Source organism: Rubrobacter marinus, from assembly GCF_011492965.1.
GTDB classification, from domain to species: Bacteria; Actinomycetota; Rubrobacteria; order Rubrobacterales; family Rubrobacteraceae; genus Rubrobacter_F; species Rubrobacter_F marinus.
In genome coordinates, this window is sequence record NZ_CP045121.1 from 3,236,794 (window position 1) to 3,261,889 (window position 25,096).

Genomic DNA, 25,096 nt, shown 5'->3' on the forward strand with positions numbered 1-25,096 from the left:
GGCCATCTTAGCAGGGGGAGAGGGCCCCCCGCCGCCCCTACGGCTGGAGCCGGACGACCTCCCAGCCGCCGGACGCGCGCCGGTATGCGAGCCGGTCGTGCAGCCGGTTCTCCCTTCCCTGCCAGAACTCCACGACCTCGGGCTCGACCCGGTAGCCGCCCCAGAACGGCGGCCGGGTAACCTCCCGCCCCTCGTACTCCCCTTCGAGCTCGCGCAGCCGCTCCTCCAGCGTGGCCCTCTCCCCCACCTCGCGGCTCTGGGCGCTCGCCCACGCCCCGAGCCGGCTCCCCAGCGGTCGGCTCTCGTAGTAGGCGTCGGACTCCTCGCCGGGGACGCGGCTCGCCCGACCCTCCACGCGTACCTGACGCTCGAGCTCGCCCCAGTAGAAGACCAGCGCGCAGCTCGGGTTTGCTTCGAGCTCGCGGCCCTTGCGGCCCTCGTAGTTCGTGTAGAAGACGAAGCCGCGCTCGTCGAAGCCCTTGAGGAGGACGACGCGCGCGGAGGGCCTGCCGTCCGGGGTCGCCGTGGCGACGGTCATGGCGTTCGGCTCGTGGAGGCTTGCTGCGAGGGCGTCGTCGAACCAGCGGCGGAACTGTTCCATCGGGTCGGGGGCGAGGTCTCCTTCCCGGAGGCCGGCCCTGGTGTACTCCTTGCGGAGGCTCCGGAGGTCGGTCAAACGCTCACCAGCCCCAGGTGCCCGCGGCACCCTTGAAGGGGCCGACGATCTCCGGGGTGATCCAACCGCCGTAGAAGTCCCCCTCCTGCGCCTCGACCTTCTCCCCGCCGACCCAGCAGGCGTCCATCCTCGACGGGTAGAACGCGACGTAATCCTTGAGGCTCCGGTAGGCCGGCACGGGGTTCGGGTAGAACCACGCGGCCCGCGCCTCCGTCTTTCCGTCCACCGAGACGTCGTAGTAGCGGGCGGCCCCCTTCCACTCGCAGAAGGAGGTCCCGTCCGCGAGCGTGAGGTGCTCCATGCGGATGTCCTCCGGCGGGATGTAGTAGACGGGCGGGTGGCTCGTCTCCAGCACCCTTTTGGCGCGCGTCGTGTACGCGAGCGTCACCTCGTTGAACACGACCTTGACCTTCTTCCCTACGTCCTCCAGCCTCGGGGGGCGCGGGTAGTCCCAGACGGACTCCTGCCCCGGGCCGGGCTCCACGCGCTGACGAGCCACGATACGGCCTCCTAGAAATCGTTCGGTGCGAGGGTGATTATACGAGGGAGTACCGGGGGCGACGGCGGCCGGCCGCGACGGGGGTCCGTTCGCCCGGCGAAGCACCGCCGGGCAGGGCCACGAGGGGGCACCGGGCGGTCCGGCGGGGACCGGAGGTACCCCGCGCTAAAGTCCTCCCCCGGCCCGTCCGATAATTCCTACATGGAACGCGCGGATGGGGTGCTCGGGGACGAGCACGAGGGAGACGATCGGAGGCTCTTCAAGATGGCCCTGGAGGCGAGCTCCAACGGCATCGTGCTGACCGACGCGACGCGCGACGACAACCCCATCATCTACGTCAACCCGGCGTTTGAGGCGATCACCGGCTACGGGGAGGACGAGGTGTTGGGGCGCAACTGCCGCTTCCTGCAGGGCGACGATTCGGATCAGCCCGCCCTCGGCGAGCTGCGGGACGCCATGAGGGAGGGGCGCGAGTGCCGGGTTGTCGTTCGAAACTACAGAAAGGACGGCACCCCCTTCTACAACGAGCTCCACCTCGCCCCGGTGCGCGACCGGGAGGGGAGGCTCACCAACTACGTCGGGGTGCAGAACGACGTCACCGAGTGCAGGGACGCGCAGGAGGCGAGGGTCAGGGTTTCGGCGGAGTACGAGGAGATCATCCGCATCCTGCCGAACGTCGTCTTCCGCTGGAAGATGGGCGAGGACGGGGAGATGTACCCCTCCTACGTGGAGGGCGCCCTGGCCGAGCAGTTCGGGGTGACGACGGAGCGCATCGCGGGGAAGAGGCTCGAAGAGGTCTTTCCGCCGGAGTTTCTCGGCACGGTACGGCCGGCCTACGAGCGAGCCTTCGCGGGGGAGACCGTCGAGTTCTCCTCCCGGATCGGCGACCGCTCGTTCGCGAACGTCGCCATGCCCTTCGAGCCCGAGGGGCGGACCCCCACGAAGGAGATCGTCGGCTACGTCACCGAGGTGACCGGGCGCGAGAAGGCCGAGGAGGCCCTCAGGAAGAGTAAGGAGCGCTACGAGGTCGCCATCCGCGGCTCGAACGACGGGATCTGGGACTGGGACCTCACGACCGGCGAGGTCTACCTCTCTCCCCGCTGGAAAGAGATGCTCGGCTACGGAGACCACGAGCTCGAGAGCGGCGTCGAGGCGTGGCGGGGGAGGATACACCCCGAGGACCTGGAGCGGGTGATGAGCGCCCTGCAAGAGTACCTGGACGGCCGCACGGAGCACTACGAGCTGGAGCATCGGCTCCTGCACAGGGACGGCTCTTACCGCTGGATCCTGACCAGGGGCGCCTCGTTGCGCGACGGGAGCGGCGCGCCGAACAGGATGTCCGGCTCTCACACCGACGTGACGGGCCGCAAGGAGCTCGAGGAGCAGCTCAAGCACCGGGCGTTCCACGACGGGCTCACGGGCCTGCCGAACCGGGCCCTGTTCATGGAGCGCCTCGAGCACGCCCTGGAGCGCGCCGGGGGCAAGGACAGCCACATCGCGGTCCTGTTCCTCGACCTGGACGGCTTCAAGGAGGTGAACGACTCCCTGGGCCACGAGGCAGGCGACGAGCTGCTCGTCGAGGTAGCGAGACGCCTCAAGCAGAGATCGAGGCCCGGCGACACGGTGGCGCGCCTCGGCGGCGACGAGTTTATCGTCCTGCTGGAGGAGGTCTCCGGGGCGGAGGACGCGGCGAGCCTAGCCGAACGCGTCTCGGAGGGGCTCCGGGCCCCGATCGAGCTGGCCGGACGCGAGGTCTCCGTCACCGCCAGCATCGGCGTCGCCCTCGGCGACCCGAAGGGCGTCAGGCCCCAGGACCTCGTGCGCGAGGCGGACAACGCGATGTACCGCTCCAAGCGACACGGCGAGGGCCTCTACGAGGTCCGCGGCGCCGGCGGCGCGGCCCCGAGACGCCCGGCGGGCGGGGTCGGGAGCACCGGCGGTAAGGGTGACCCGGGCGGCGAACGACCAAGATCCAGGCGGCGCGGGGAGCAGGTACAGAAGCCCGCCGGGGGCTGCGCTTCGGAGGGCCCCTCGAACGGGCGGTGCACGAAGTGCGAGACGCTGCCGGAGAAGCTCGCGGGCCCCGGCAGGCTCTACCTGTGGCTGCCGCTCGACCACACCCTGAGCAAGACCTACCGGCACCTGCGCGCCGGGGGCTGGACCGTCGAGACCGCCAGGGACTACTCCATGGTCGTCAGGCTCGACGACGGGCGCCTGACGGAGCTTCTCTCCGCGCTCTCGGCGGTCCTCACCGGCCAGGAGTCCGAGGACACCCGCGCCCTGTTCAAGCCGGGCGGGGACGAGCTCACGGTGAGCGACATACCCCGCGCGCAGTCCCTCACCCAGATCTCCTCCCTCGGCGGCTCGGGCTGGCTCCTGGACATGCTCTCCGAGGGGAGGCTGACGAGCTACTTCCAGCCCATCGTGCGCGTCGAGGACCCGTCCGAGGTCTTCGCGCAGGAGTGCCTGCTCAGAGGCGTGAGCCCCGAAGGGGATCTCGTACCGCCGACTACGATCTTCGAGGCCGCCAAGAGCTCCAGGATGCTCTTCCAGACCGACCTCGCCGCGAGGCGCACCGCCATCCGCGAAGCCGTGCGCAACGGGGTGGAGACGAACCTCTTCGTCAACTTCACACCGACCGCCGTATACGACCCCGCGTTCTGCCTGCGCTCGACGGTCGAGGCCGTGAAGAAGTCGGGGATCTCGCCCGAGAGGATCGTCTTCGAGGTGACCGAGACGGAGGAGACGAGGGACGTCGACCACCTGAAGAACATCGCCTCCTTCTACCGCGAGAAGGGCTTCAGGGTCGCCCTCGACGACGTCGGGAGCGGCTACTCGTCCCTCAACATGATCCACCGCCTCAGGCCCGACTTCATCAAGCTGGACATGCACCTCGTGCGCGGGGTGGACTCCGACCCGTACAAGGCCCTGGTCGCCGGGAAGGTCCTCGAGATGGCCCGGGGCCTCGGGGTGGACACCATCGTGGAGGGCGTCGAGACGGAGGGGGAGTTCGCCTGGGCGCGGGAGAACGGCGCGACGTTCGCCCAGGGCTACCTTATCGCGAGGCCAGCGAGCTCCCCGGCCGGCGGCCTGGCCCGCGCCTGACCCCGAGCTCCTCCTACCCCCGCGACGAGCCGTCGCGGCCGTTCTCGGCGACGAAGGCGTCGATCATGGCGCGCGCGATGCTGACCCTGGGCGGGAGGTCCGGCAGGGCGTCGATGTTGTACCAGCCGGCGTCCTCTATCTCACCGGCTTGCGGCTCGATCTCCCCCCCGGCGTAGTCCGCGGTGAAGCCGATCATGAGCGAGTGCGGGAAGGGCCAGGGCTGGCTCCCGAAGTACCGGACGTTCCGGACCTCGACCCCGACCTCCTCCAGGACCTCGCGGCTTATGGTCTCCTCGATGGACTCCCCGGGCTCGACGAAGCCCGCGAGCACGCTGTACATCCCCTTCGGGAAGCCGGGTGAGCGGGCGAGCAAGAGCTCGTCGTCCCCGCGCCTCACGAGCACGATCGACGCCGGGCTCAGCCGCGGATGGTAGACCGTCCCGCACCGCGTGCACCTCTTCGACAGCTCGTCCGGCCCCTGGACCGTTCTGGCTGAGCACCGGCCGCAGAACTGATGCGTCCGGTCGAACTCCAGAATCTGCACGGCGCGTCCGGCCAACCGGAACAGGCCCTCGTCGATCGTGGCGAACAGCCCGCGAAGGTCCCGGAAGACGGTCCCCTCGGGCGGCTCGGCGTCCGAGTCCAGGTCGACGGCGTAGCAGGGCCGCCCGTCCAGGCTGCCGACGGGCTTGTAGGGGTAGGGGTCGAGATCCAGCTCCTCAGGAGACGCCGCCTCCGGGACGCGGACCGGCCCCTCCTCGCGTACCAGCAGCGCGCTGCCCCGGAAGGCGAACCAGTAGGCCGCCCCGATGTTGTTCTGGGACATGCTCAGCCCCGCCCGTTGCTCTGGAGGCAGTTCGCCAGGTACTCGGCGGGGTGGATGGCGTGGCCGCCGGTGCCGCCCAGGATCTGCTCGCGGCAGGAGGTCCCCGGGGCGACGAGCACCTGCCCCCTGGCCTCCCGGACCGCCGGGAAGAGGCGCCTCTCCCCCATCTTCATCGAGACCTCGTAGTGGCCCTTCTCGTAGCCGAAGAGCCCCGCCATCCCGCAGCACCCGGAGTCGACGACCGTGACCTCGGTGCCCGGGACCATCCCCAGAACCTCCTCCGTGGGCTTCGTGCCCACCATCGCCTTCTGGTGGCAGTGGCCGTGCAGGAGGACCGGGTTGCCGCCCTCCAGGGGCAGCTCCGCGTCGAGCTCCAGAACGGCCTCCTCGAAGAGGCGCGTCGCCTTCGCCAACCCCTCCACCCGCTCGTCGCCGGGGAGGAGCTTCCGGTAGTCGTCGCGCATCGTGAGGATGCAGCTCGGCTCCAGCCCGATGAGCGGGACGCCGCGCTCGATGAGCGGCGTGAGGATGTCGAGGTTCTTCTTCGCGTTCTCGCGGGCCTCGTCCACGAGCCCCTCGGAGAGCATCGGACGGCCGCAGCAGACGACGTCCGGTAGGTGGACGCGGGCGCCCGCGGCGGCGAAGACGCGGACCATGCCCTCCCCGATCCCGGGCCGCTGGTACTCGTTCCAGGTGTCGTTGAAGAGCGCCACCTCGACCGGTCCTTCCCCCTGCGGCAGCTCCCCGAACCGCTGGGAGAACGTTCGCGTCGTCACCTTCGGCAGCGAGCGGCGCGGGTCGATGCCCGCGAGCCCGGCCGCGCGACGGGCGAGAACGGTCCCGGCGACGGCGTTGTACAGCCGGGGCACGCGGGAGGCGAGGGCGAGTTGTTCGCGGATGTGGCCGGCGGCCTTCTGGCGCAGGCTGAAGCCGTGCTTCTGGCCCATCTGGTTGAGGACCTCGGTCTTCATGCTGGCGACGTCGACCTGGGAGGGGCACTCGCTCTTGCACGCCTTGCAGGCGACGCAGAGGTCGAAGACCTCCTTCATCCCCTCGCCGGTCAGCTCCTCCGGGGAGAGGGTCCCGTCGAGGACGGATCTCAGGGCGTTCGCCCGCGCCCGCGTCGTGTCCTTCTCGTCCAGCGTGACCATGTACGACGGGCACATCGTCCCGGAGTTCTTTTTGCGGCAGAAGCCCGAGCCGTTGCAGAGCTCGACCGCCGGGGCGAAGCCGCCCTGGTCGGAGAAGTCGAAGTTGGTGGCGAGCGGCAGACGCCTGCGGCCGGGGGAGATGCGTAGCCCCTCGTCCATCTTCGGGGGGTCCACGATCACGCCGGGGTTCAGCATCCCCTTCGGGTCCCAGGCCCTCTTGACCTCGCCGAAGGCGCGCACGAGCTCTGGCCCGTACATCTTCGAAAGAAACTCCGAACGGGAGAGCCCGTCGCCGTGCTCGCCGGAGACGGAGCCGCCGCACTCCGCCACCAGGTCCGCGACCTCCTCGGCGATGCGACGCATGCGCGCGACGCCCTCGGGGTCGCCCGTGTCCAGGGCGGGGCGGACGTGGAGGGTGCCGACGCTCGCGTGGCCGTAGAAGCAAGCCCACGTCCCGGCCCTCTCCACGATCTCCTCGAACCGGACGACGAACTCCTCCAGGTTCTCCGGGGGCACCGCCGCGTCCTCGACGAACGCGACCGGCTTCTCCTTCTCGGCGGTCCCGAGGAGCAGCGGCAGCGTCGATTTCCTCAGCTTGACCGTCTGGGCCTGCGCCTCCTTGGAGCGCAAGGGCACCGCGACGGAGGCACCTACCTCGCGGGCGATCTCGTCGAGGCTCTCGAAGCGCTCGTCGATCTCCTCCTGCGTACCGCTCCACTCCACGAGCAACAGCGCCTTCGGGTCGCCCTCGACGAAGCCCGTCGAGCCCCTGTAGGCGTTCGAGGCGCGGGCGCGGTTGATCGCCACGTCGTCCAGAAGCTCGACGGCCGAGGGATCCATCGCTAGAAACGCGACTGTCGCCCGGGCCGAGGCCGCGAGAGAATCGAACTGGAAGGAGGCGAGGGCGCGCGCCGGGGGGAGTTGTTGCAGCCTGAAGTCCGCGCGGGTCATCACCGCCAGCGTGCCTTCGGAGCCGCAGACCAGGCGGGTGAGGTCCACGGTGTCGGGGTCGAGGAGGGAGTCGAGGCCGTAGCCGGAGACGCGCCGGATCAGCTTCGGGTAGCGGCGCCGGATCTCGTCGCCGTACCTCTCCCCGACCTCCAGCGCGTTGCGGAGGAGGCGGGCCGTGGCGTCCCCGCCGCGGGCGCGCCTCTCGGCCTCGGCCCTCGGCATCGGCCGGAGGTCTACGACCTCGCCGCTCGCGAGGACGCAGCGCAAGGAGAGGATCTGGTCGGCCGTCGTGCCGAAGACGAGGGAGCGCATCCCGGCCGAGTTGTTCCCGACCATGCCGCCGAGGGTAGCGACGTCGGAGGTCGACGTATCGGCCCCGAAGACGAGGCCGTGAGGCTCGACGCGGGCGTTGAGCTCGCCCTGTATGACGCCGGGCTCGACCGAGCACCACCGCCCGTCGAGGTCTATCTCCAGGATGTCTTGCATCTCGGAGGTATCCAGCATGAGCCCCGGCGCCGTCGCCTGGCCGGCGAGGCTCGTCCCCGTCCCGCGCGGCGTGACGGAGAGGCCCGTCTCGCGCGCCGCGTCGACGACCGCCTTCACGTCGCCCTCGCTCCTCGCGACCGCGACCGCGACGGGGTCGCGCTTGTAGATCGAGGCGTCCGTGGACCACAGGGCCCGGGAGACCGGGTCCGTCCTCAAGAAACCGTCGAGCTTGCCGCTCAGCGCCTCGCGCAACCCGTCGACGCCCGAGCCGGCGTCTTCCCTGATCTCTCTCTTTAGCATCCCCCGAGTATATTACCGGCGAAGGTCCGCCGGGTGTAAGGGACGACGTCGAGTGACCACGATCCTGCGGCGCGCTGAGCCCTACGCCTCCGCGGCGACGTCCGCGAGCCTCCGGGACAGGGAGTAGTCCGTGGCCGTGGCGGCGATCATGAAGCCAAACATGCCGGTCGCCCGTCGGCTACGACGGGACGGGTCGTAGAGGATCAGGACGTAGATCAGGGCGATCGCGGCGCTCAACAGGGCCCGGGCCTGCATCCACCGCGTCCTCCGGGCACGATCGAGGAGAAGCCCGGGACCGACGATCAGGTCGACCGCGCCGACGCCGCGCGCGAGCTTCGCCCGATCACCCCATCCCAGGAGCTCGGCACCAGGCGCCAGCGCGAGCAGGAGCCCCATCCCCAGGCTGACCCACCCGACGCCCACGGACAGCTCCTGCACTCGCCTGTCGGACACCCGCAGGTCCATCCCGTCCACCTCCCCGGACGAGGGTACCCGAGGCGAGCACCCCGCTCTGCCCTCTCGTCGTGCCGGGGCTCTCGGAGGTGCGCCACCTCCCCGAGATTACGCGACGGGTTCGAGGAGCGAGCCGCGCCTCTCCCCGGCAGCGTGTCCCCGAAGAGCCGCCGCCACCTCCCGGGGAGATCCCCGTCCACCAGGGCGACGCTCCTGTCGCCGAAGGCCTCCGAGACGCGCAACCCGTCGGGGCCGTACACGCCGCCGGGGGAGCCGAAGATCGCCCCGGGGTACCGGCCCATCTGGTTGGCGCTCGCGACGTAGATGCCGTTGTCGAGGACGCGGGCGGCGCAGGCGAGGTCGTACTGCGGCCCGAACGGGTCGCGCCATCCGGCGGGCGCCAGGACGAGATCCGCGCCCCGCGCCGCCGCCTCCCGGACGAACTCGGGGAAGCCGAGATCCCAGCACACCGCGAGCGCGACGCCGAGGCCACCCGCCTCCACGACGACCGGCCCGTCGCCCGGCACGAAGACGCGGTGCTCCCCCGTCTCCCGGACGAGGTGCTTCTTCGCGTAGGTGGCGAGCACGCCCTCCGGCCCGACGAAGTTCACGCTGTCGGCGGTGCCGTCGAGCCGTCTCTCCGGGAAGCCGTAGGCCACGTGGAGGTCAAGCTCGCGAGCGAGCCGGGCGAAGAAGCGGGCCGAGGGCCCGCCCCTGGCGTCCTCGGCGTGGCGGTGGACGGAGGCGAGGTCGGCGTAGGCGCAGGTGAAGAGCTCGGGGAGCACGGCGCAGCGGAGGTCCGGGTGGGCGTGCTTCGCGGCGCGCAACTCGCGCTCTGCCAGCCGGAGGTTGCCGCGCACGTCCCCGGGGACCGGCCCGAGGTTCAGGGCGGCGACGAGCGTCGTCGAAGAATTTCTCGCGGTCCCGACCGGCGTGATCCTGCTCAGCTCCCCCATCGTGCCCCCCTCTCCTTCCGCGGCCGTTCTCGACCGTCCCGAGGAAGCGTAACGGGGCGCCGTCGCCGTCCACAACGGCCGTGCGTATGAGGATCGGAGCACCGGAGACCACCAGAATTGTCCAGGCGTCCGATTGACGCGACCGTCCCCGGCGTCGAAGATGGTGCGTTAGATCCGAGCGGCGAGACGGAGGACGGTATCCGATGTGCGGCATCGTGGCCCAGCACGGCAGGCTCGACCCCGTGGAGGCGCAGCGCATGCTCTCCCGGCTTACCCACCGCGGCCCGGACGATGAGGGGACGGCCCGCGTCGGCGACGCCTGGCTCGGCCACCGGCGCCTCTCCATAGTGGACGTCTCTGGCGGCAAGCAGCCGCTTGAGACCTCCGGTGGCCTCTCCCTCGTCGGCAACGGCGAGGTCTACAACCACGCGGAGGTCCGGGGCACCCTCGCCGGGAACGACTTCCGCACGAGCTCGGACAACGAGGTAGCCCTGCACCTCGTCGCCGAGCGCGGCCCCGACGCCTTGAAGGACCTCCTCGGCATGTACGCCTTCGTCGTCGCAGGCAGGGACGGCTCCTTCGTCGCCGCCCGCGACCCGGTGGGCATCAAGCCGCTGTACTGGGCGCGCCGGGACGGCCGGACCGTCTTCGCCTCGGAGCTCGGGGCCTACGACGAGGACTGGCTCGGGGAGGTCGAGGCCTTCCCGCCGGGCTTCTACTGGACCCCCGAGGGCGGCCTGACGCGCTTCCGCGCCGCCGTGCCGGAGAAGGACGAGGCCCTGAACCGCTTCGACGGTCCTACCGAGCCCGGCGCCCCGATCCCGGAGGAGATGCTGGCGCTCGTGCGCGAGCGGCTCATAGAGACCGTCGAGCGGCAGATGATGGGGGACGTGCCGGTGGGCGTCTTCCTCTCGGGCGGCCTGGACTCCAGCCTCGTGGCCGCGATCGCCGCGCGCTGGTACGAGGGGCGGGGCGAGAAGCTCAAGACCTTCGCCGTCGGGCTGGAGGGCTCGTCGGACCTGCTGGCGGCGCGCGCGGTCGCCGAGCACCTCGGCACGGAGCACCACGAGAGCGTCTACACGGCCGGGGAGGCCCTGGACGTCCTCCCCGAGGTCGTGCGATGCATCGAGTCCTTCGACCCCTCGCTCGTCAGGAGCGCGGTGCCGAACTACATGCTCGCCCAGTTCACCGCCGAGAGCGTCAAGGTCGTCCTCACCGGGGAGGGGCCGACGAGATCTTCGCGGGCTACGAGTACCTCACCGGGTTCGCGACCGAAGAGGAGCTGCACGACGAGCTCGTCCGCACCATAGAAGGGCTCCACAACCTGAACCTCCAGCGCTGCGACCGCGTCACGATGGCCCACGGGCTGGAGGCCCGGGTGCCGTTCCTGGAGCTGGACATGATCGAGCTGGGGCTCTCCCTCCCCGCCGGCTGGAAGCTCGCGGGCCCCGACCAGCCCGAGAAGCGCCTCCTGCGCCGGGCCTTCGACGGCTGGCTCCCCGAGGAGTTCCTGTGGCGCAAAAAGGAGCAGTTCGGCGACGGCTCCGGCGCCTCCTCGGTCCTGAAGGAGAGGATGGAAGAGACCGTCACGCAGGAGGAGTTCGAGAGGGAGCACGAGGAGATCGAACCCGCCCTGCGCACCCGCGAGGAGGTCGCCTACTACCGCATCTTCCGCGAGCACCTCGGCCCGGTCCGTCCCCAACGGGTGATAGGCCGCTTCGCGACGGCGTAGGAGAGCGCCCTCCTACAAGACCGGGGCCAGAAGCTCCTCGACGGGCTTCCCGGCCTGCTCCGCGGGGCGGGAGAGGTAGAAGTCGGCGTGGTACCAGCCCTCGTCCTCCTTGCCGGCGGGGTCCACGCCCATGCCGGCGAGCTCGCCGAGGACGTAGTCGCGCTCCTCGTCGCCCGTGAAGCGCCGCTGGGTGAACGTGTGTCCCGGAAGCTTCTGGGTAACGAGACCGTGCTCCGCGAGTACGTCGGAGATCTCCCCGTAGGAGACCCAGCGGAGCGCGAAGGCGGCGACCCACGGCGCGCCGCCCTCGGCCCCGTCGGTCGCCCGGTCGAGCAGCTTGTCGAAGGTCCGCTGCGAGACGTAGCCGATGCCGCCCGTCACGGTGAGCAGGTCCGTGCCCGCCACGGCCCGGCCGAGGTCTTCGGTGGGCTCGCCCTCCTCCAGGTTCTCGGCGAAGCCCGCGTCGAGAAGCCCGGAGCGCACGCCGTAGGAGACGGCGTTGGGGGCGATGTCGACGCCGACGGTCTCCGGCGCCCCCTCCATCCGGCGCTCCCGGTAGAACGCGGCGTCGGCCTCGATCAGCTCCTCGCAGGAGAGACCCGCGACCTCGGCGGAGCCGTAGCGCGCGTAGAGGTCGTCGAGGGTGAGGTCGTGCTTGAGCAGGGCGGCGTTTATGCCGTAGGAGCAGCAGACGTCCACGACCGCGAGCTTCTTCGCGCGGGACCCGGTGCCGGCGCGCTCCTCCTGCAGGGCTCGCGCGAGCTGGCGGAAGACGCGCTGGCCGTGCCTCGGCACGCAGTAGTCGAACTCCCCGAGGGTGTTGTAGTACTCCCTCGGGTCCTCCAGGTCGTAGATCTGATCGAAGTTCGCCTTGCCGGATTTCTGGTGTACGGTGTCGCGGTCTTGCATGCTTACCGATCCCCCCTCCCCGGCACAAACGGGCTTCGCGTGGCTGCGACGGGACGCGAGACGCGTCCCGTGCGCCACGAAGCCCCACCTACCTCTTGTGTCTCACGATCGTGCGGGGCCGCTGGATGTCTACAACCGCGGTGCCCACAAGCAATGTACATTTTCCGCGCATGGAATGCAATCCCGATTACACTCTCTGATCAGGGACCGGTCAGCCGGGTCACCGTCAGCGAGCCGGACTCGGCGATCTCGCCGACGCCCCTGGCCTTCGCCCAGTCGACCCGCAGCCCGGGCTCGTCCGCCGGGCCGACGCTGATCCCCTCGTCCTCCTCGCCGGCGTCGTGGGCCGCGGTCTCTTCCCGCAGGGCCTCGCTCAGGGCGACGGCCAGCCCCTGGGAGGCGGCGATCTCCAGGGTCCCGCTCTCGCCCGGCGCGGGGAGCATTAACCCCTCGTACTCGCCGTGAGGGTCGAAGCCGTGCCGCCGCGCGAGGGCCAGCACACCGGCCCAGTCTTCGTCGGCGAGCACGCTGATGCGCGGGTCTTCACCCGTCCCCGCGGGGCTCGTCGGTCTGATCTCGAAGGGCAATGCCGGACCTCCTCGTGCGGACTCAAGGGTCGCGCAAGATTACCCATTCGCGCCCCGCCGGTTTTGTACCCGACGGCCGCCCGAGCGCCACCGCTCGCTCCCACGCCCGCACGGCCCCCCGTGCATCCCGGAGACCTCGGGCGGGTTTGCCGCAAGAATGTCGGCGGCTATAGAATTCGCCGCGTTCAGGGGAGAACGAGGAAAGGAGTTGCCCAAGCATGAAGCTGTACGTGTTGGATAACGGGGCGCTGGAGCTGGACCTTGCGTGGCTGGTCTTGAACCCCCACCCCGCCACCGTCGACGACAAGAACCCGACGAACGAGTGGGTCACCGTCCCGACCTACACCGTCCTCGTCGAGCACCCCCAGCTCGGCTACGTCCTCTTCGACGGCACCTGCCACCCCGAATGGGACGAACGCTGGCCGGAGGCCCTCAGGGGCGTCTTCCCGTACCGCGCCGACGAGAAGCAGTACCTCCCCCAGCAGCTCGAGGCGCTGAACCTCAAGATGAGCGACATAGACATCGTGGTCATCTCGCACCTCCACGTCGACCACTGCGGCTGCCTGGACTTCTTCCGCGGCACCAAGGCGGGCCAGCGCGGGATCATCGTCCACGACAAGGAGCTCGCCCACTCCCTCAAGATCACGCACACGGGCCCCGCGGACTTCGCCGGCGCCTGCGCCAAGGGCGAGTTCGACCTGCCGAACCTCAACTACGACCTGATGGTGGGCCCGCACCTCGAGCTCGCCCCCGACCTGCACCTCCACCACTGGCCCGGACACACCCCCGGCCTCATAGGCATGGTCGCCCACACCGAGCACTCGGGCACCTTCATCTTCACCTCCGACGCCGTCTACCTGGAGCGGAACATCAACGAGTGGGCGCTCTCGGGCATCGTCTACGACACCGTCGCCTACTTCGACTCGATGTACAAGATCAAGCAGCTCTCCCGCAAGCACGACGCCGTCATGGGCTACGGCCACGACGCCGAAGCCTTCAAGGCCCTCAAGAAAGCCCCCGAGTACTACGAGTAGGACGCGAGGGGGGCCGGGCTTCGAGCCCGGCCCCCCTCCCTCAACCTTCGCCTGCGCGGAGCCGGGCCGCGAACGCGACGAAGTCTCCTGACCGACTGTGGCCGGCCGAGCGCCCCCTTACCAGTTCTCCATCGACTCGCGCAGGATGTTCGCGAGGTCGTCTTCCGTCACGTCCTTCGGGGCGCCGACGAGGAGGCGCTGCTGCTTCATCGCGCCCTCTACCAGGTCGTCGATGTCGCCCTCGTCGTAGCCGAGCTCGCGCACGCCCCTGGGGGCGCCGACGTCCTTCATGAGCTGGATGATGATCTCCGGCAGCGTGTTCTCGTCGGCCCCCTCGATCTTTTCTCCGGCGAGGAGCTCCGCGACCTGGCGGTGGCGCTCGGGCATGGCGTCGTAGGTGAACCGGAAGGCGGCCGGGGCCGTCACGATGACGGACCAGCCGTGCGGCACGAACGGGTGGTCCTTCGGGTAGCCCTGCGGCTCGTAGACGTGCTTGAGGCCGGCGATGGGGTAGGCGCAGGCGTGCGGGATGTGGACCCCCGCCGAGCCGAAGCCGACGCCCGCGAGCGTCGCCCCGAGCATCATGTGGCCCCTCGCCTCGACGTCCTCGCCGTTCTCCACGGCGCGCCGGAGGTACTTGCCGCCGTACTCCAGCGCCTTCGCGCTCCACATGTCCGCGATCGGGTTCGCCCCCTGGTATGGCGGGCGCTCGTCCGGGTTGGGGACCTTCGGGCGCTGGTCGTACGGCTTCGTGAGGAACGATTCGGCGGCGTGGCAGACGACGTCGAGGCCGCAGGAGGAGGTCACCTCCGACGGCATCGTCATCGTCAGCAGCGGGTCGACGACCCCGCGGTCCGGGCGCATGTACTGGTGCGAGATCCCGGTCTTCACCCTCTGCTCCGGGATGTCCAGGATCGCGACGGTCGTCGCCTCGGCCCCCGTCCCCGCCGTCGTCGGCACGGCCAGCAAGGGCTTCAGCGGGCTCGGTGGCTTCTTGCCGCCGCCGACGGGGCGTTGACGTAGTCGATGATCTCGCCGCCGTGCGTGCTTATGAGGTCGGAGACTTTGGCGGTGTCGATGCTGGAGCCGCCCCGACGGCGACGAACCCGTCGAAGTTCCCCTCCCTCGCGAAGTCGGCCGCCGCCTGAAACGAGTCCGCGGTCGGCTCGACGCGGGAGCCGTCCCAGAGCTCGACCTCTATCCCTTCGGCCTCTATAAGCTCCCGTATGCGAGGCGTGATCCCCGAGGCAACCACCCCCGGGTCCGAGACGAGCATGACGCGCCCGACCCTCATCCGCTTGAGCTCCCAGCCGACCTCCTCGGAGGAGCCGGGCCCGTACTTCACGGGCGTCGCCTCCATGGTGAAGATGGTCTCGTGGCCGTTGCCGCGATTGGTGCCCATTCTCGCTCCTTCCCCAGGTTTCCCTCTCTCCCTACCCCGCGGGAGCGCCGCGCAATATATCGGCGGTCGGGACCAGCAGCAACCCCGAAGCCGCCCCTTCCGCCGTTGACACGGGGCACATCGAAAGAAAGAATACAAAGCTGGGAAAAGGGAAGACCGAGGAAGAGGAGCCGCATGTCGTTCTCCGCTTACGATCGCAAGCCGTGGTTGAAGGCGTACCCCGAGGGCGTGCCCGAGGAGCTGCCCCCGCCCGGGGGAAGCATGGTAGATCTCTTCGAGGCTTCGGCCCGCCGCGCCCCCGAGCGCGACGCGGTCCGCTACTTCGACGCGACCCTCTCCTACGGCGAGCTCGACGACCTCGCGAACCGCTTCGCCGCCCTGCTGGCCGCTCGCGGCGTCGGCGAGGGCGACCGGGTCGCGGTCTACATGCAGAACAACCCGCAGTTTCTCGTCGCCCAGTACGGCGCCTGGAAGCGCGGCTCGATCGTCGTCCCGATCAACCCCATGCTCAAGGCGCGGGAGCTGGAGTACCACCTGAACGACTCGGGGGCTCGTGCCCTCGTCGCCCTCGAGGGCCTCTACGAGGGCGTCGCCGCCTCCGTCGTGCGGGGGACCTCCGTCGAGCACGTTCTGACGACGAGCGAGCTGGACTTCCTCCCCGAGGGAGACCTCCCGGCCCCCTGCGGGCGCACAGAGGCAACGCCCCGGGGGACCGAGGACCTGATGGAGGCTCTGCGCGCCACGGAGCCCGACGGCGCCGCGCGCGTCCCCGTCTCCCCCGACGACACGGCCTACCTCGTCTACACCTCGGGGACGACGGGCAAGCCGAAGGGCGCCGTCGAGAAGCACCTCAACATCGCGTACAACGCCGAGGTCTACCGGACCTGGATGCAGATAGGCGACGAGGACTCCGTCTTCGGGGTCGCCCCGCTCTTCCACATAACCGGCCTCGTCGGGCACGCGGCGCTCGCCGGGGCGGCCGGCATCCCGCTCGTCCTCCTCCACCGCTTCGAAGCCTCCGAGGCCCTACGCCTCATCGAGAAGTGGCGCCCGACCTTCACCGTCGGCGCCATAACGGCGTTCATCGCCCTGATGAACTCTCCTGAGTCCGAGGGGCGCGACCTCTCCTCGCTGGAGAAGTGCTACAGCGGCGGCGCCCCGATAGCCCCGTCCATCACCGAGCAGTTCGAGGAGAAGTTCGGCGTCTACATCCACAACATCTACGGCCTCACCGAGTCCAACTCGCCGACCCACGCCACGCCTCTGGGCGCCCGCGCCCCGGTCGACGAGGGGACGGGCGCGCTCTCCATCGGCGTCCCCGTCCCGGGCTGCGAGGCCCGGCTCGTCAGCGTCGAGGATGCGTCGGAGGCCGTGCCCGTCGGCGAGTCCGGGGAGTTCGCCGCGCGCGGGCCCATGATCTTCTCGGGCTACTGGAACAAGCCCGAGGAGACGGAGAGGGCGTTCCACGACGGCTACTTTCTCACCGGGGACGTCGCCGTCATGGACGAGGACGGATGGTTCTACATCGTGGACCGCAAAAAGGACATGATCAACGTCTCCGGCTACAAGGTCTGGCCGCGCGAGGTCGAGGACGTCCTCTACACCCACCCCGACGTAAAGGAAGCCGCCGTCGTCGGCGTCCCGGACGAGTACCGCGGCGAGTCGGTGAGGGCCTTCGTCGCGCTCAAGGAGGGCGACGGCGTCACCGAGGACGACCTGATCTCCTACGCCAAGGAGCGCATGGCCGACTACAAGTACCCCCGCAGCATCAGGTTCCTCGACGAGGTCCCCAAGACCGCGACCGGAAAGTTCCTCCGCCGCGAGCTACGGGACGAGGCCAGGTAAAACGCGTAGAAAGGAGCGCACCATGCTGTTCTTCGTTGACTTCAGGGTCAACCCCAAGGGGTGGTCGTTCGACGAGATGTGGGACGAGTGGGAGAAGGAGACCGAGGCCGCCCTCGGGGCCGTGGAGGCCGGCAAGATCGTGGCGATCTACAAGGTCTCCGGCCAGCGGCGCGTCCTCGCCGTCGCCGACGTAGACTCCCCCGACGAGCTCGACCAGATCATCATGGGCGGGCTCCCCATAGCCCACAACCTGGAGATCGCCGAGGTCCTCCCGGTGCGCGAGTACGCCGCCTTCGCCGAAGACGTCCGCAACCGCTGGGGCGCGCAAGCGTAACCAGCGCAACAACAGACATATCCTCTTGCATGGGGCGCGGCTCCGCAATCGGAGCCGCGCCCGCAAACGTGCTGCCGCCCGGACCGGGAGGACCCCGCCGCGGGTACCTCACCCCGTCCAAGGTGTAGGACGGGCCCGTTCCGGGCAGGTATGTGCATATGAACTATATGTGTGTAGAAGATTAAAAATAGGTTTCCTAGTATAATTACCGCAGGATCTGATCGAGTGTTACGCGGTTTTGGGTTTGAAATGCTTTGCAGACGGCTTACGCTAGGGAGGTTTGAGTAGTATGGAGAGGAGCAACGGGGCGTTCGCGGACCCGGTAAAGCTCTGGGGGCAGTGGTACGAGAACACCTCCAGGGTCTGGACCGACGCGATGAAGAGCGCGCAAGATGGGGGCTTCGCGGACCCTTACGGGCTCTACCGGCAGTGGATCTCCGCGGTCTCCCCGAACGGGGCCGTCGCTATAAACGGGAGCGAGCCGGCCGGCGCCGTCTCCCCTGGCAGCATGCCGGGGATGGGCGGGATGCCGCAGATGGATCAGAAGAGCATCCAGGAGAACACGCAGCGGTGGCTCGCCATGACGGCGGAGACCTTCCGCAAGACGGCGGAGATAAGCACCGGCCTTCTGGAGCTCGGTCCCCGCTGGCTCACCATGCTCGAGGAGGTTCGGGATAACCTCCTCAACGGTGACGCCCTCCCGACCGACCCGCTCTCCTTCGGGGTGCGCTGGTACAACGCGACGTCCGAGCCCCTCAGCCGCTTCGTCGGCGAGATCCTCGAGAGCGACGAGTTCCTCGAGAGCTCCAGCCGCTTCTTCGAGAACTACGCGGTCCTCTACAAGGTCTTCTCCAAGAACTCCGAGGAGTTTCTCCGCACCGTGCAGCTCCCGACCCGCTCGGACATGTCCCGGGTGGCGGGCCTCGTGGTCGCCCTCGAGAACAAGGTCGACGGCGTCGAGGAAGTCCTCGAGGACGTCGTAGACGACTTCGGGGCGGGGCTCGCGAGCGAGGACGGCCTCGGCGCCGTCGAGGGGCGCGTCGGCAGCGTCGAGGACCGTCTCGGCGCCGTCGAGGGCAAGCTCGACCGGCTGCTCGCCGCCGTCGAGGCCCTGGGCGACGCGCAGCAGCAGGCCCCCGCGCAAGAGGCGCCGTCCGCGAGCCAGAACGGGTCCGCCCCGGCCTCGCAGGAAGAGCAGCCTTCCTCCCAGATAAGGGCCACGTCCGCCGCGCGCCGCAGGGCCGAGGAGATGGGCATCGACCTCGCCAGCGTAGAAGGCACCGGGCCCAACGGCCAGATCACGGTAGGCGACGTACGCAAGAAGGGTGATAGCTAGTGATAGACCAGCAGAGACGGGTCGTCCCCTCCGACGTCGAGAACTTCTTCGACAAGTACTCCAGGGGGGCCAGGATCGTCGCCGAGGGCGCCCAAGCCGACACCGGCCAGACGCCCAAAGAGGTGGTCTGGACCAAGAACAAGGCCAAGCTCTACCGCTACGAGCCGAGCCAGGAGAAGCAGTACAGGGTGCCGATCCTCATCGTCTACGCCCTGATCAACCGCCCCTACATCCTCGACCTGATGCCGGGCAACTCGTTTATCGAGTACCTCGTCGGGCAGGGCTTCGACGTGTACATGCTCGACTGGGGCGTCCCGGGCGACGAGGACAAGGACATGACGTTCGAGGATTACGTCCTCGACTACATCCCGCGCGCCGCCAAGAAGGTCATGAAGACCTCCGGCACGGACGAGTTCAGCCTGATCGGCTACTGCATGGGCGGGACGATGAGCGCGATGTACGCCTCCCTCTTCCCGGAGAAGCTCAAGAACCTCATCCTCATGACCGCCCCGGTAGACTTCTCTAAGGAGCACCTCGGCCTCTACGGGATGTTCACCAACGAGAAGTACCTCTCGGCCTCGTCGATCGCGGACGCCTACGGCAACATCCCCGGCAACCTGATCGACACCGGCAACAGAATGCTCAAGCCGATCACCAACTACGTCGGCACCTACGTCAACATGTGGGAGCGCCTCTTCCAGGACAAGCCGATGGAGACCTGGCTCGCCATGAACAAGTGGGTCAACGACGGCCCGCCGTTCCCCGGCGCCACGTTCAAGCAGTGGATCGGCGACTTCTACCAGCAGAACAAGCTGGTGAAGGGCGAGATCAAGCTGCGCGGCCGCCGCGTGGACCTCTCGAGCATCAAGGCGCCCTTCCTCTCCATCGCGGGGAAGAAGGACCACATCTGCGCCGTGCCGCAGGCCGAGGCGGTCATGGACCTGATCGGCAGCGAGGACAAGGAGTTCTTCGTCCTCGACGCCGGCCACGTCGGCCTGATGACCGGCCGCGGCGCCAAGAAGGGCCTCTGGCCCAAGGTCTCCGGCTGGCTCGCCGAGCGCTCCGAGAAGGTCTGACCCGAGGAACACCCAACGAAGAGGGGGCGGGGATCGCATCGACGATCCCCGCCCCCTCTTCTCGTTTGCTCGCCACCGCGACCCCGAGTATGCGCCGTCCCACCCAGCGGCAAACGAACGGCTGCGAAGGGCCGAACGTACCGCGTCTTCCGCCTCGACTCGAGCGGTAGCCAATGGTCCCCACGTACCACCAACGCCTATCAACCTTACCTTTTGAGCCCAGGGGATGTCCCGGCCCGTGCGCAGACCGCCCAATGAGGCGTGCGACGCATGGCGTAGCAACGCGAGAGAATCCTGAAGGCTCCCACGATCCCACTCGAAGAGCCGCAAAGAGCATCCTCTTGACCTAAATCTTACCGGTCAGTATAGTTACGGCATGACCGGAGCACGAGCGACCGATGGGGACCCCGGGGGGAGGAGCAAGAGGGCGGAGGCGACGCGCCGGAGGCTTCTGGACGCCGCGGACGGGCTCTTCTACGCCGGGGGCATCCGGGCGACGGGGGTCGAGGCGATCGCGGAAGGGGCGGGGGTCACGAAGATGACCCTCTACTCGCACTTCTCCTCCAAGGACGAGCTGGTCGCCCACTACCTCTCCGAGCGCGACGCGCGCTGGCGGGAGGCGTTGGAGGGGAGGTTGGCGAAACACGAGGCGCCCGATGAGAAGCTTCTGGCCGTCTTCGACGCCTACCGGGAGTACGTAGTCTCCGGGGAGCTGAGGGGCTGCGCCTTCGTCAACTGCGCCGCCGAGTTCCCGGACCGGGAGCACCCTGCCCGCCGGGTGGCGAGGGAGCACAAGGCGGGGCTGCGTCGGCGCCTCGCGGGTCTTTCCGCCGAGGCCGGGGCCGAAGAACCGGAGGTCCTGGCCGAGCGGTTGTTCGTGCTCCTCGAGGGGGCGTACGTAACCGCCGCCATGGAGGGCGACGAGGGGGTCGTGGACCGCGCCCGCCGCCTCGCCGAGGACCTCGTTTCGGCGGCGGCGGTGGCACGGGGAGAGCCGTCCCGAGGGTGAGCAGCCCGGCGAAGAACGCGGTGGCAGATCACGCCCGCGTCGTTCGCGAAGCCGGGAAACACGCCAAGAACCCGCCCTCGTTCCCGGAGGTGCCGTCTTCCGGGCGGGGGACCGCTCGCAAGAGGCCGGACGGGTGAAGGGCGGGCTCCGCGTGGGGCTGGCGGGCTTCGCCGCGACCGCGGTTGCCTACGGGCCGGCTCGCACCGGCTACGGCCTCTTCGCCCCGGACTTCAGGGAGGAGTTCGGGCTCTCGACCGGAACCGTGGGCGTCATAGGGAGCGGCATTCAGGCCGGGTTCTTGCTCGCGCTCTTGGCCACGGCGTTGCTCGTCGCGCGCCTCGGGCCGCGGCTGCTCGTCGCCGCGGGCGGCGTCTCGGCCACCGTCGGCATGCTCCTGGTGGCCTTCTCCCCGAACGCGGCGACGCTCGCAGCCGGGGTCCTCGTCGCGGGTATGGCCGCGGGCTTTTGCTGGTCCCCGTACAACGACCTGGCGCAGCGCACGGTGCGGGCTCACTCGCGGGCGCGCGTTCTTTCGGTGGTGAGCACGGGCACCACGCTCGGCATCGCGGCGTCGGGGCTGGTCGCGCTCGCCGCCGTCGCGGGCGGGCTGCCCTGGCGGGCCGCCTGGCTCGTGTTCGTCGTAGGGGCGGTTCTCTGCGCCGTCCTGAACGCGCTACTCCTGCCCCGGATGCCGGACGGAGCGACGACGCGCGAGAGCGGCGCGGTTCCCGGGCGCCGGCCGAGCGTCGGGTGGTTGTCGCGCGTCGGATCGGCCCCCTTGTTCGTCGTGGCCTCCTCGTTCGGGGCGGTCAACGCCTTCTACTGGTCGTTCAACGCAGACCTCGTCTCCTCCGCCGGCGCCCCCTTACCGAACGCCGGCCCGGTCCTCTACGCCGCCCTGGGGGTGGCGGGCTTCACGGGCTTGCTAACGGGCGACCTCGTGGACCGCGTGGGCCTGGGGCCAACCCTCAAGCTCACGCTCCTCTGCCTCGGGGCCGGCGCGGGCCTGCTCGGCGTGGCGCCGGGATCTTTGGCGGTCGTGGGCGCGTCGGCGGTTCTCTACGGCGCGGGGGTGATGCTCATGAGCGCGTTGCTCTCCGTGTGGAGCTCGGCGGTCTTCGACGAGCGGCCGTCCGAGGGCTTCACGGCGGCCCTCATCTTCTTCGGTGTCGGGGGCGTCGTGGGTCCTGCCGCCCTGGGGGCGCTCGGGGGCGCGTTCGGGCTCGGGACGGCATTCGTGGCGGCCGCGGCCCTGATCCTCCTGAACCTGCCCGTAACCGCACCGAAGGCTCGCCCGGCCGAGGATTCGCGCTGAGCGTATGCCCGCAGCCGCACCGCCCGGAGGACGGCGTCCGTGAGCCGGGGCGGCGTTCTTGGCCGGGGCCCTCGTGCCGCTCCTGCTGCTAGCTCACGGCTCCGGAACGGTCGTGGTGCTCAACGAGGAGATCTCCGCCGGGGTTTCTGCTCCGGCGTACCAAAACTCGCAGCTCGCTCCGAGCTTCGTTGCGGCGTTCAGCTGGGTCAGCCGGGACATCCGTGCTTTACGGTTGCTGGCTAGGCGATCTCTCTCAGCGTTGCTACGGCCTTGCGTCGCACGCGTCATGAGTCGGTCCGCCGCGTGCCGAGTGGCACCCGGCACCAGTACCCCGGAAAACAAAAAACGGGGCGCGCCCGAAGGCGCGCCCCGCATCCAAGCTCTGGTTCTGGTCGCTACTGGGAGTTCTTGGCGGCCTGGGCGTTGGCCTTGGCGGCCTGCCCGGCGGCCTGCGTGTTCTCCTGGGCGGCGCTGGTCCCGGCCTCGACGCTCTGCTGGGCGGCCTGCACGCCGCTCTGAACCATCTGGTTGGCGGCCTCGGTGTTCCTTTGGGCCATCTGACCGGCGGTCTGGATGTTGCCCTGAGCCACCTGCGCGGCCTGCTGGATCGTCTGCTGGTAGAACGACATCGCGGAGTTCAGGAACTCGGAGTAAGCGTTGGCGGACTCCTGCGCGAGCGTCTGGAAGGCCTCCTGCTGCTTCTGGCCCTGCTCCTGCAGCGTCTGCGTCACCTGCTGGTTGCCCTGGGTCTGGCTCTGCAGCTGCTGGACGAACTGCTGGAAGAAGTTCTGCGTCAGCCGGAGGTTGCTCTCCTGCAACGTAACGGTCCTATCGGCGAGCGTCTGGAACGACTGCCTGGCGGCCTCCGTCCACTCCTGCGCCGCCTGGTTTACTACCTGCTGCTGTCGCTGATCCATGCCAGGTTTCCTTTCTCCCGCGATAACAATGCTCTCTACTGAACTTGGGTTTGTACCCGATGGTGCACATCACCAAACTCATCAAGTATGTGCATTCTACATATATATACTGAGCTGTCAAGACCCCGTTTGAGAGTAATAGTCGGGGCTCGCAACAGGTCGCGCGAGCCGCCGCTTGGCATCACCCGTGCCTCGTGCCCCCGGAGCACGGGGCACGCGTGCCGGCGTATGCCGGGGTTTGTTGGGTACGTGGACGGGAGCGGTTAGGGGTACGAAAATGGGGCTCGGGTACGTAGGCGTGGGCCGTGGTGGCGGGGCTCGTCGTTCCTGCGGGGCGTGAGCGTTCGGGCTGGCGTCCTGCACGAAGGCGGGGCCGCGAAGGGGCCTGTGGCCCAGCGCGAGACGAGGAGGCGAGAGGTGGCTGACGAGTTCGAGGCTCGCGACAAGGGGGGGTCACGGTCGGGCGAGGGTGCGACCTACGCGGACCCTTACGGGCTCTACCGGCGCTGGTTCGAGGCCTGGGAGGGCGCCCGGGAAGGGGACGCGGGCGGCTTTATCGGGCCGACGAGATCGAGGAGATGTGGAGGCACTGGTTCCGGGGGACGGCGCGAGGTTTCCGGGGGGCTCGGGCGTCGGTCCTGAGGGGAGCCTGGGGCCGCTCTGGGACCAGATGGCGCAGAGCATGAGGGAGGAGACCGTCTCCCGCGGCGGGTTGCCCGAGGACCCCGTCGAGTTCTTTCTGCGGTGGTACGAGAAGTCGAGCGAGGAGTGGGCGAAGAAGGCCGACGAGCTCCTCGCGGAGGGCGAGACCGTGAGATCCAACGCGCGCCTGCAGGAAGGCGTCGCCCGCTCGTATCGGGAGCTCAAGAGGGCCTCCGAGGAGAGCCTGAAGCAACTCCAGATCCCCAGCCGCGCCGACGTGGCGAGGGTGGCGAAGCTCGTCGTCGGCCTCGAGAACAAGCTCGACCGGCTGGAAGAGGCGTTCGGCGACTTCGTCTACGGCGGCGCCGAGCCCGCCACCGCCGAGTCGGTGCGCGGCCTGCAGGAGCGCATGGACGCGTTGGAGGCGAAGATGGACCGCATCCTCGCGGCGCTGGAGAAGGACGAGGGGTAGGCGATGGACGCGGACGGCACGACGCCCCCGGAGGTAGCGGACAAGCTCGGCAAGTACGCCGTGGGAGCCAGGATCGTGCTGGGCGGGGCCCGGGCCGACACCGGCCAGACGCCGAAGACGACCGTCTGGACGAAGAACAAGGCCAGGCTCTACCGCTACGAACCGGAACAGCCGAAGGAGCACGCGGTCCCCATCCTCATGGTCTACGCGCTCATCAACAAGCCGTACATCCTGGACCTCATGCCGGGCAACAGCCTGATCGAACACCTCCTCGCGGAGGGCTTCGACGTGTACCTGCTCGACTGGGGCGTCCCCGGGGACGAGGACGAGGGCATGGCGTTCGAGGACTACGTCCTCGACTACATCCTACCGGCGACGAAGAGGGTCCTGTGGACGTCCGGCGCCGAGGGGTACACCCTCTTCGGCTACTGCATGGGCGGGACCATGGCGGCGATCTACGCCTCGCTCTTCCCCGGCGAGCCGCTGAGGAACCTCGTCCTGCTCACCACCCCGACAGATTTCGGCCCGGAGGGTACGGGGCTTCTCGGGACATGGACGCGGGAGGAGTACCTGGACCCCGACCTCCTCGCCGACGCCTTCGGGAACATCCCACACGAGATCGTCGATGCCGGCATGCAGATGCTAAGGCCCGTCCACAACTACGTCGGCACCCACGCCAGCATGTGGGAGCGCATCGTCGAAGAGAAGCCGATGGAGACCTGGCTCGCCATGAACAAGTGGGTCAACGACGGGACCCCGTTCCCCGGCGCCGCCTTCCGGCAGTGGATCCGAGACTTCTACCAGCAGAACAAGCTCGCGAGGGGCGAGTTGAAGCTGAGGGGACGGAAGGTGGACCTCGCCAACATAACCTGCCCGGTCCTGAACATCGCGGGGGAGAAGGACCACATCTGCACCCTCCCCCAAGCCAGGGCCACGACGGACCTCGTCTCCAGCGAGGACAAGGAGTTCCTCGTCCTGGACGCCGGCCACGTCGGCCTGATGACCGGCCGCGGCGCCAGACAAAGCCTCTGGCCCAAGGTCTCCGGCTGGCTCGCCGAGCGCTCCGCATAGGGCCGGACGGAG

The 25,096-nt window shown here is 69.2% G+C and carries 21 protein-coding genes and 1 pseudogene; 12 read left to right on the plus strand and 10 right to left on the minus strand.

The window, feature by feature from the left end; translation table 11 throughout:
• Positions 1-37: 37 nt before the first annotated feature.
• Together pdxH and GBA65_RS16795 are read right to left on the minus strand one after the other, a co-directional pair.
• Positions 38-676: a pyridoxamine 5'-phosphate oxidase gene (gene pdxH, locus GBA65_RS16790; protein ID WP_166397540.1), complete on the minus strand. Its 639-nt coding sequence runs from the start codon at positions 674-676 to the stop codon at positions 38-40.
• A 4-nt stretch (positions 677-680) separates the two neighbouring features.
• On the minus strand, positions 681-1,178 hold the full coding sequence (locus GBA65_RS16795) for a DUF427 domain-containing protein (protein WP_407691108.1): 498 nt from the start codon (positions 1,176-1,178) through the stop codon (positions 681-683).
• Between the two features lie 198 nt (positions 1,179-1,376).
• On the opposite strand from GBA65_RS16795, the gene GBA65_RS16800 reads away from it, so the two are divergent.
• Positions 1,377-4,280, plus strand: coding sequence for an EAL domain-containing protein (locus tag GBA65_RS16800; RefSeq protein WP_166397542.1), 2,904 nt, complete (start codon positions 1,377-1,379; stop codon positions 4,278-4,280).
• Positions 4,281-4,293: 13 nt separating this feature from the next.
• On the opposite strand, the gene nudC is transcribed toward GBA65_RS16800, so the two are convergent.
• From nudC to GBA65_RS16820, 4 genes are all read right to left on the minus strand, one after another.
• Positions 4,294-5,106, minus strand: a complete 813-nt coding sequence (nudC, locus tag GBA65_RS16805; protein ID WP_166397543.1) for an NAD(+) diphosphatase — start codon at positions 5,104-5,106, stop codon at positions 4,294-4,296.
• 2 nt (positions 5,107-5,108) lie between these two features.
• A complete protein-coding gene (locus GBA65_RS16810) occupies positions 5,109-7,994 on the minus strand; it encodes an FAD-binding and (Fe-S)-binding domain-containing protein (RefSeq protein ID WP_166397544.1) in 2,886 nt (961 codons plus the stop codon).
• Positions 7,995-8,075: 81 nt separating this feature from the next.
• On the minus strand, positions 8,076-8,249 hold the full coding sequence (locus GBA65_RS16815) for a hypothetical protein (RefSeq protein WP_166397545.1): 174 nt from the start codon (positions 8,247-8,249) through the stop codon (positions 8,076-8,078).
• 47 nt (positions 8,250-8,296) lie between these two features.
• Positions 8,297-9,403, minus strand: a complete 1,107-nt coding sequence (locus tag GBA65_RS16820) for a carbon-nitrogen hydrolase family protein (RefSeq protein WP_166397546.1) — start codon at positions 9,401-9,403, stop codon at positions 8,297-8,299.
• 203 nt (positions 9,404-9,606) lie between these two features.
• Between GBA65_RS16820 and asnB the strand changes: the two genes are divergently transcribed.
• Positions 9,607-10,713 carry an asparagine synthase (glutamine-hydrolyzing) gene (gene asnB / locus GBA65_RS16825; RefSeq protein WP_207955847.1) on the plus strand — a complete coding sequence of 369 codons (1,107 nt, stop codon included), beginning with the start codon at positions 9,607-9,609 and terminating at the stop codon, positions 10,711-10,713.
• The gene (locus GBA65_RS23435; protein WP_323127100.1) at positions 10,638-11,135 is read left to right on the plus strand and encodes an asparagine synthase-related protein; all 498 of its coding nucleotides are present in this window, start codon (positions 10,638-10,640) and stop codon (positions 11,133-11,135) included. The genes asnB and GBA65_RS23435 overlap by 76 nt, the downstream gene beginning before the upstream one ends.
• A gap of 12 nt (positions 11,136-11,147) precedes the next feature.
• Here GBA65_RS23435 and GBA65_RS16830 read toward each other — a convergent pair whose 3' ends face one another.
• Both GBA65_RS16830 and GBA65_RS16835 read right to left on the minus strand, forming a co-directional pair.
• Positions 11,148-12,044: a hypothetical protein gene (locus GBA65_RS16830; RefSeq protein ID WP_166397547.1), complete on the minus strand. Its 897-nt coding sequence runs from the start codon at positions 12,042-12,044 to the stop codon at positions 11,148-11,150.
• A 200-nt stretch (positions 12,045-12,244) separates the two neighbouring features.
• Positions 12,245-12,631 carry a hypothetical protein gene (locus GBA65_RS16835; RefSeq protein ID WP_166397548.1) on the minus strand — a complete coding sequence of 129 codons (387 nt, stop codon included), beginning with the start codon at positions 12,629-12,631 and terminating at the stop codon, positions 12,245-12,247.
• A gap of 218 nt (positions 12,632-12,849) precedes the next feature.
• On the opposite strand from GBA65_RS16835, the gene GBA65_RS16840 reads away from it, so the two are divergent.
• Complete coding sequence (locus tag GBA65_RS16840) at positions 12,850-13,665, plus strand: N-acyl homoserine lactonase family protein (protein ID WP_166397549.1); 816 nt, start codon at positions 12,850-12,852, stop codon at positions 13,663-13,665.
• 117 nt (positions 13,666-13,782) lie between these two features.
• Here GBA65_RS16840 and GBA65_RS16845 read toward each other — a convergent pair.
• Positions 13,783-15,067: pseudogene (locus GBA65_RS16845) on the minus strand (hydroxyacid-oxoacid transhydrogenase).
• 174 nt (positions 15,068-15,241) lie between these two features.
• On the opposite strand from GBA65_RS16845, the gene GBA65_RS16850 reads away from it, so the two are divergent.
• The 6 genes from GBA65_RS16850 (at position 15,242) to GBA65_RS16875 (ending at position 21,982) form a co-directional block, all read left to right on the plus strand.
• A complete protein-coding gene (locus GBA65_RS16850; RefSeq protein ID WP_166397550.1) occupies positions 15,242-16,912 on the plus strand; it encodes a long-chain-fatty-acid--CoA ligase in 1,671 nt (556 codons plus the stop codon).
• A 22-nt stretch (positions 16,913-16,934) separates the two neighbouring features.
• Positions 16,935-17,246, plus strand: coding sequence for a muconolactone Delta-isomerase family protein (locus tag GBA65_RS16855; RefSeq protein ID WP_166397551.1), 312 nt, complete (start codon positions 16,935-16,937; stop codon positions 17,244-17,246).
• A 289-nt stretch (positions 17,247-17,535) separates the two neighbouring features.
• The gene (locus GBA65_RS23445; RefSeq protein WP_207955850.1) at positions 17,536-18,582 is read left to right on the plus strand and encodes an E3 binding domain-containing protein; all 1,047 of its coding nucleotides are present in this window, start codon (positions 17,536-17,538) and stop codon (positions 18,580-18,582) included.
• Positions 18,582-19,658 carry a class III poly(R)-hydroxyalkanoic acid synthase subunit PhaC gene (gene phaC / locus GBA65_RS16865; RefSeq protein WP_166397552.1) on the plus strand — a complete coding sequence of 359 codons (1,077 nt, stop codon included), beginning with the start codon at positions 18,582-18,584 and terminating at the stop codon, positions 19,656-19,658. The genes GBA65_RS23445 and phaC (GBA65_RS16865) overlap by 1 nt, the downstream gene beginning before the upstream one ends.
• Before the next feature lie 376 nt (positions 19,659-20,034).
• Entirely contained in the window at positions 20,035-20,667 is a 633-nt protein-coding gene (locus GBA65_RS16870) for a TetR/AcrR family transcriptional regulator (RefSeq protein WP_166397553.1), read from the plus strand.
• 133 nt (positions 20,668-20,800) lie between these two features.
• Positions 20,801-21,982, plus strand: coding sequence for an MFS transporter (locus GBA65_RS16875; protein ID WP_166397554.1), 1,182 nt, complete (start codon positions 20,801-20,803; stop codon positions 21,980-21,982).
• A 395-nt stretch (positions 21,983-22,377) separates the two neighbouring features.
• Here GBA65_RS16875 and GBA65_RS16880 read toward each other — a convergent pair whose 3' ends face one another.
• Positions 22,378-22,899, minus strand: coding sequence for a hypothetical protein (locus tag GBA65_RS16880; protein WP_166397555.1), 522 nt, complete (start codon positions 22,897-22,899; stop codon positions 22,378-22,380).
• Positions 22,900-23,479: 580 nt separating this feature from the next.
• On the opposite strand from GBA65_RS16880, the gene GBA65_RS16885 reads away from it, so the two are divergent.
• Both GBA65_RS16885 and phaC (GBA65_RS16890) read left to right on the plus strand, forming a co-directional pair.
• The gene (locus GBA65_RS16885; RefSeq protein WP_166397556.1) at positions 23,480-24,013 is read left to right on the plus strand and encodes a hypothetical protein; all 534 of its coding nucleotides are present in this window, start codon (positions 23,480-23,482) and stop codon (positions 24,011-24,013) included.
• Positions 24,014-24,016: 3 nt separating this feature from the next.
• Positions 24,017-25,084 carry a class III poly(R)-hydroxyalkanoic acid synthase subunit PhaC gene (gene phaC, locus GBA65_RS16890; protein WP_166397557.1) on the plus strand — a complete coding sequence of 356 codons (1,068 nt, stop codon included), beginning with the start codon at positions 24,017-24,019 and terminating at the stop codon, positions 25,082-25,084.
• The last annotated feature ends 12 nt before the right edge of the window (positions 25,085-25,096 follow it).

Coding starts and splice junctions, on each gene's coding strand:
- nudC (WP_166397543.1), bottom strand. CDS start 5,106: ATGTCCCAGAACAACATCGGGGCGGCCTACTGGTTCGCCTTCCGGGGC.
- GBA65_RS16870 (WP_166397553.1), top strand. CDS start 20,035: ATGACCGGAGCACGAGCGACCGATGGGGACCCCGGGGGGAGGAGCAAG.
- GBA65_RS23445 (WP_207955850.1), top strand. CDS start 17,536: ATGGAGAGGAGCAACGGGGCGTTCGCGGACCCGGTAAAGCTCTGGGGG.
- GBA65_RS16810 (WP_166397544.1), bottom strand. CDS start 7,994: ATGCTAAAGAGAGAGATCAGGGAAGACGCCGGCTCGGGCGTCGACGGG.
- phaC (WP_166397557.1), top strand. CDS start 24,017: ATGGACGCGGACGGCACGACGCCCCCGGAGGTAGCGGACAAGCTCGGC.
- GBA65_RS16840 (WP_166397549.1), top strand. CDS start 12,850: ATGAAGCTGTACGTGTTGGATAACGGGGCGCTGGAGCTGGACCTTGCG.
- GBA65_RS16800 (WP_166397542.1), top strand. CDS start 1,377: ATGGAACGCGCGGATGGGGTGCTCGGGGACGAGCACGAGGGAGACGAT.
- GBA65_RS16855 (WP_166397551.1), top strand. CDS start 16,935: ATGCTGTTCTTCGTTGACTTCAGGGTCAACCCCAAGGGGTGGTCGTTC.
- GBA65_RS16880 (WP_166397555.1), bottom strand. CDS start 22,899: ATGGATCAGCGACAGCAGCAGGTAGTAAACCAGGCGGCGCAGGAGTGG.
- GBA65_RS16830 (WP_166397547.1), bottom strand. CDS start 12,044: ATGCAAGACCGCGACACCGTACACCAGAAATCCGGCAAGGCGAACTTC.
- GBA65_RS16815 (WP_166397545.1), bottom strand. CDS start 8,249: ATGCAGGCCCGGGCCCTGTTGAGCGCCGCGATCGCCCTGATCTACGTC.
- GBA65_RS16820 (WP_166397546.1), bottom strand. CDS start 9,403: ATGGGGGAGCTGAGCAGGATCACGCCGGTCGGGACCGCGAGAAATTCT.
- asnB (WP_207955847.1), top strand. CDS start 9,607: ATGTGCGGCATCGTGGCCCAGCACGGCAGGCTCGACCCCGTGGAGGCG.
- GBA65_RS16850 (WP_166397550.1), top strand. CDS start 15,242: ATGTCGTTCTCCGCTTACGATCGCAAGCCGTGGTTGAAGGCGTACCCC.